Origin of the sequence: Dolichospermum sp. LEGE 00246 (assembly GCF_015207865.1) — a bacterium.
GTDB lineage: Bacteria > Cyanobacteriota > Cyanobacteriia > Cyanobacteriales > Nostocaceae > Dolichospermum > Dolichospermum heterosporum.
In genome coordinates, this window is record NZ_JADEWA010000413.1 from 1 (window position 1) to 4,925 (window position 4,925).

Consider the following 4,925-nt stretch of genomic DNA (forward strand, 5'->3'; position numbering starts at 1 on the left):
CCATTGACGAACTGAAAAAAATTCATGATGAATATTTTTATTGGAACAATTTAACTAAATAAAAAACAACACAAGAAGCTAAAGAAGAATATGAATCTTAATGATCAGTAATTTGGGTTAAGCGCATTTATGCTAAAATGCCATTACCACACTCTGTAAGGAGTTTTTTGTATGGCTAACGTTACTTACGATGAAATTTTTGGAGCAGTATTAACCTTACCTCCTCTATACAGAGCAATGCTTGCTGAACATCTTCTCAAAAGTCTTGATGAAAAGGAGCAAATTCAACTGGCTACACAGTTATTGCAATGGGTAGAAGTAAAGATTAATAAAGAACCTCAGTCTATGCCAAATAAAGGATTACGACAGCCAGGACTCGGTTTAGGTTCTTGTATATTCACTGATGACTTTGATGATCCACTACCTGATGAGTTTTGGCTTGGTGAAACATGAAATTACTATTCGATACCCACACTTTTATGTGGTGGCATAGCGAACCAGACCGTATACCTAGAGACACGCTAACATTACTTCAAAATCCCAATCATGAGTTACTTCTGAGCATAGTCAGCCTATGGGAAATGCAAATCAAAATTCAGTTAGGGAAATTAACTCTTAGAGATGATTTAGAACTTATGCTAAAAACTCAGCAGGAACAAAATAATATTACTTTATTATCTATAACATTTCTCCATATTCTGGAACTAAAAAACTTACCTCTACACCACAAAGATCCATTTGATAGACTTCTACTAGCTCAATCTAAAGTTGAAAATGCAACATTAATTAGTCGAGACTCAGTTTTCCAAAACTATGACTGTCCTGTAATTTGGTAATCGCTAACTCTTTTAGTATAAGTAGCGATCACTAATCGCTCTGTAGGAATAGCTAACTTATTATTTCTCTTTGTTTTATTCCTTTGAAAAATCCGTTAAAATAATATTGGTCTGATCAATCTAGGTAAATGATTATGAGATGGGAAGAAGTTTGTGAAAATAAACAATTACAAGATTTACCTTTCAAAATTGAATTAAATAAATGGGGACAAATTGTCATGAGTCCTGTAAAAATTAAACACTCTTTTTATCAAGGAAGAATCCAACGACTATTAGAATCTTTATTAAAAACTGGCGAAGTCATGCCAGAATGTGCAATCAATACATCAGACGGCGTTAAAGTTGCTGATGTCGTTTGGTGTTCAGATACAAGATTTGATCAAATTCAAGATGAAATATCAGCTTCCATAGCACCAGAAATTTGTATAGAAGTTAAATCTACGGGCAATACTATTGATGAAATGGAATTTAAGAAACAATTATATTTAGAAGCTCAAGCAATTGAAGTATGGTTATGTAATGAACAAGGTGAAATCAGGTTCTATAATCAACAAGGTGAATTAGAAAACTCTTTGTTAGTTCCTGACTTTCCTCAACAAATTAAACGCTAATCTGCTGAACTTTGTTGTATCTATCACCTTTCACCTACAGTCCACCAAGCTAAAGCATAAGGTTGAGTAGCTTCATTCACCTGCTTCTTGAATTGCACCCGAATCTTATAGTTACCATTAGTAGGAACTGGACAAAAAATATGCTCGACACTATCAACCTCACTCACAGAATCACAAACAACAACTTCATTATTTTTAACTAAATAAACATCAAGATTATTTAATCCTTTATCTATAAATGTTTCCCCTATATCATATTCCTGATTATTATCTTTATCATTCAACTCCACCAAACGATCCCAACTTAAAGTAATAGCCACAAAACTATTTTGTTTCAAACTCTTTTGCAAAGTATATTCCTTAAAAGAATTAGCATTAACAGTACCATAATCCCAACCAATAGGCGGAACTGGTGTATTAGGTTTCCATTCACCACCATTCAACTGTTGATAAGCTCGAAAAGCATTTAAATGACCTGCTCCCATTTGAGCATCCAGGGGAATTTTGGAATTTTTGTAAGCATTAGAAACTAACCAATCTTGATTTTGTTTATCAATTAAAGTCCTCGTCATTCCCAACCGTAAACCATCACCACTATCTTGAATCTTGTCCGCAGAATTAAGTAATATTGCTTTCATGACCTGATGACGACGAGCATCAATAGTCCAATTTGCTTGTTTAATTCGTAACTGTCTATCCACAAATTCCTGTAATAAAGCCACAGTAGCCGTAACTTGCGGTGCAGCAAAACTCGTACCTGTAGATTTATTTAACTTACCATCAGGATTAAGTAAAGGAATATTCGTCCCAGGAGCAACCAAACTAATTGCACTTCTCCCCCCAATATTAAATTCCTTCCCTGCTAAACGATTTTCTATACCTTGATTAATACTCGCCAAATTAGAAACGTGAACTTTATTAAAAATTCCCTCGCGTTCTGAAGAAAAAGCCACATTAATTGCGTTAAAATTATCTGTAGGAATGGGAATCCCGCCTTTGCCTTGATTACCAGCAATGGAATAGACAACATCATGAACACGGCTAGACCAGTCAATACATAATGTTAGTAAAGCATTACCATCTAACATAGCTTCTGGTCGAGGATCACGTTCCAGAGGTTCACCAAAACTAAAATTAATCGCCCGCACATCACGACCATTTTGTAAAGCAATATGTTGTGCTGACAGACACTCCTCTGGTTGACCGATTTTTTTTGTAGATCCGACAGCAGAAGAATACAGTCGCGCATTTGGTGCAACACCGGGAAAAGCCTTATCTTGACTCACCATCACACCAGAAACATTATAAGCATGAGGATCAACACCAACATTCGACTTAGCCGGGACATTGCGTGAAAACACTGCAAATGGAGATACAGCCCGATTTTTAGATACGGCTTTATCCCAGCCAAACATCCCCGGACGACCAATTTCTACTTGGCCAATAGCAATTTTCCGCCCAGTCAAATTATAAGGGGCTTGATGTAGTTTCAGCGCATCAATACCGTTAGCACCTAAAAAATTAGCAAACTTGACACCAGCAAAGACGGGTACAGTCAAGCAGGAAAAACCTAAACTCCAAAAAATTAGCCAATTTTTATTCATAACCGCTTGTTACTCCCTTCCCAAATCAAGATTTATCTTCTTCCTTCCTTTCTTCGTGTCCTTCGTCCCTATATCCCTCCGGGACGCTGCGCGAACGTGGTTCATTTAATCCATATTCTTCCAGAGGGAAAGGAGAAAAGAGAGAGAAATTTTATTTAAAATTTTCATTTTTGAATTAATTTTTAATAATTTCTCCATATTTTGTTACAATGCCTACAGACGAAGACGCTTAAAACCCACTAGCCATGACCCAAAATTCATCTCAAAAGCCTATAGTTATCTCTCCATCCATCCTATCAGCAGATTTTAGCCGTCTGGGTGACGATATTCGCGCCGTAGACAAAGCAGGAGCAGATTGGATTCACGTTGATGTAATGGATGGACGTTTTGTCCCTAACATTACAATAGGTCCTCTGATTGTGGAGGCGATTCGTCCAGTTACAACCAAACCACTGGATGTCCACTTGATGATTGTGGAACCAGAAAAGTATGTGGAAGGTTTTGCTAAAGCTGGTGCTGATATTATTTCTATCCACGCAGAACACAACGCATCTCCTCACCTGCACCGCACTCTCGGACAAATCAGAGAACTCGGTAAGAAAGCTGGGGTTGTACTCAATCCGGGTACACCTTTAGAGTTAATTGAATATGTCCTAGAATTGTGCGATTTAGTGCTAATTATGAGCGTTAACCCCGGTTTCGGTGGTCAAAGCTTCATTCCTAGCGTAGTTCCTAAAATCCGCAAGTTGCGTCAAATGTGCGATGAACGCGGTTTAGATCCTTGGATTGAAGTTGACGGGGGACTAAAAGCTAATAATACTTGGCAAGTTTTGGAAGCTGGCGCTAATGCTATTGTAGCGGGTTCGGCTGTATTCAATGCTCCTGATTATGCTGAGGCGATTACCAATATCCGTAACAGTAAGCGTCCTAGTCCAGAATTGGCTGCTGTTTAATTTAATACTTGTGATTAAGTAAGACTCATATCCCCGACTTCTTTGAGAAGTCGGGGATCTATTTTTTGGATAAACATATTTATTGCTAACCGCTTCACCATAGCTGAATATCATCAGTGCAACAGAGGAAACCCAACATCTACAAGCATTTAGTGATTTTTATGTGTTTGCTTGACAATGAAAATTAACTATGATACGGTTTATAAATATTGCCCGCCTACTATAATTTTTTAAGAGAAAGCTTGTGCTAAACTCTCATCTTGTGCTATGGTAATTGCACGGGTGGGCTAAAAATACTTTTGCTAATAACCCATAATTGAATGTCAGCATGGCTGTGACGAGCTAGGCTGACATTTACTGGAAGTAAAACCTCTACTGATTTTGGCGAATCAGGAACTCCAATTCCTTACAATAAATAGGAGTCAAATTTATTGTGGCACAAAAAGCTAATGTTCAACCACTTCATTTTGCAATTAGCAACTTTGAAGTTTTGGAACATCTAGAAATCACAGTCAAGGTAGAATTGGGACTCATTAACCAAGCACTTCCCAAGAAATCTCTCACTGTTACAGAGATAGCCTACCATCTTAGTCAAAGGACTGGAGAAAACTGGACTTCTCGCCGTGTTAATGAAATGCTGGAAGATACGAATTACCAGCAAAAGCATTATTGGCAATGGGAACCCACCATTAAAGGTAAGCAGTTTGCAGACTTCAGTAGTCGAGTTCTCAAATGGAGTCCAGAAGTCATTAACTTAATTTTGCAACAACAACCTCAGCAGTTGCGGTTAGCTGTCTAAGAGGATGTTTTAAAAGTATTAGATGAAACCGATAATCTCCAAAAACCTAACCCCCCTGCCCCCTTCCCTACGAGGGAAGGGGGTTTTCAAAGCCTCTCCCCGCTTCGGGGAGAGGTTTGGAG

Annotated in this window: 6 protein-coding genes; 5 read left to right on the forward strand and 1 reads right to left on the reverse strand. The window is 37.9% G+C overall.

Annotation, left to right across the window (positions count from 1 at the left end; genetic code table 11):
- The first annotated feature begins 171 nt into the window (after positions 1–171).
- The 3 genes from IQ228_RS21030 to IQ228_RS21040 all read left to right on the forward strand — a co-directional run bounded on the left by IQ228_RS21030 (position 172) and on the right by IQ228_RS21040 (position 1,447).
- Positions 172–453 carry a hypothetical protein gene (locus IQ228_RS21030; protein WP_193964291.1) on the forward strand — a complete coding sequence of 94 codons (282 nt, stop codon included), beginning with the start codon at positions 172–174 and terminating at the stop codon, positions 451–453.
- Positions 450–836 carry a type II toxin-antitoxin system VapC family toxin gene (locus IQ228_RS21035; RefSeq protein WP_039203075.1) on the forward strand — a complete coding sequence of 129 codons (387 nt, stop codon included), beginning with the start codon at positions 450–452 and terminating at the stop codon, positions 834–836. The genes IQ228_RS21030 and IQ228_RS21035 overlap by 4 nt, the downstream gene beginning before the upstream one ends.
- Positions 837–970: 134 nt before the next feature.
- Positions 971–1,447 carry a Uma2 family endonuclease gene (locus tag IQ228_RS21040; RefSeq protein WP_027401921.1) on the forward strand — a complete coding sequence of 159 codons (477 nt, stop codon included), beginning with the start codon at positions 971–973 and terminating at the stop codon, positions 1,445–1,447.
- 23 nt (positions 1,448–1,470) lie between these two features.
- On the opposite strand, the gene IQ228_RS21045 is transcribed toward IQ228_RS21040, so the two are convergent.
- On the reverse strand, positions 1,471–3,051 hold the full coding sequence (locus IQ228_RS21045) for a S8 family serine peptidase (RefSeq protein WP_193964293.1): 1,581 nt from the start codon (positions 3,049–3,051) through the stop codon (positions 1,471–1,473).
- A gap of 245 nt (positions 3,052–3,296) precedes the next feature.
- Between IQ228_RS21045 and rpe the strand changes: the two genes are divergently transcribed.
- Positions 3,297–4,004, forward strand: a complete 708-nt coding sequence (gene rpe, locus IQ228_RS21050) for a ribulose-phosphate 3-epimerase (RefSeq protein WP_193964295.1) — start codon at positions 3,297–3,299, stop codon at positions 4,002–4,004.
- Between the two features lie 433 nt (positions 4,005–4,437).
- The gene (locus tag IQ228_RS21055; protein ID WP_193964297.1) at positions 4,438–4,803 is read left to right on the forward strand and encodes a hypothetical protein; all 366 of its coding nucleotides are present in this window, start codon (positions 4,438–4,440) and stop codon (positions 4,801–4,803) included.
- Positions 4,804–4,925: the final 122 nt, after the last annotated feature.

Bases quoted from the DNA above. Each gene is read 5' to 3' on its own strand.
- IQ228_RS21040 (WP_027401921.1), top strand. From the start codon at position 971: ATGAGATGGGAAGAAGTTTGTGAAAATAAACAATTACAAGATTTACCT.
- IQ228_RS21045 (WP_193964293.1), bottom strand. From the start codon at position 3,051: ATGAATAAAAATTGGCTAATTTTTTGGAGTTTAGGTTTTTCCTGCTTG.
- IQ228_RS21030 (WP_193964291.1), top strand. From the start codon at position 172: ATGGCTAACGTTACTTACGATGAAATTTTTGGAGCAGTATTAACCTTA.
- IQ228_RS21035 (WP_039203075.1), top strand. From the start codon at position 450: ATGAAATTACTATTCGATACCCACACTTTTATGTGGTGGCATAGCGAA.
- rpe (WP_193964295.1), top strand. From the start codon at position 3,297: ATGACCCAAAATTCATCTCAAAAGCCTATAGTTATCTCTCCATCCATC.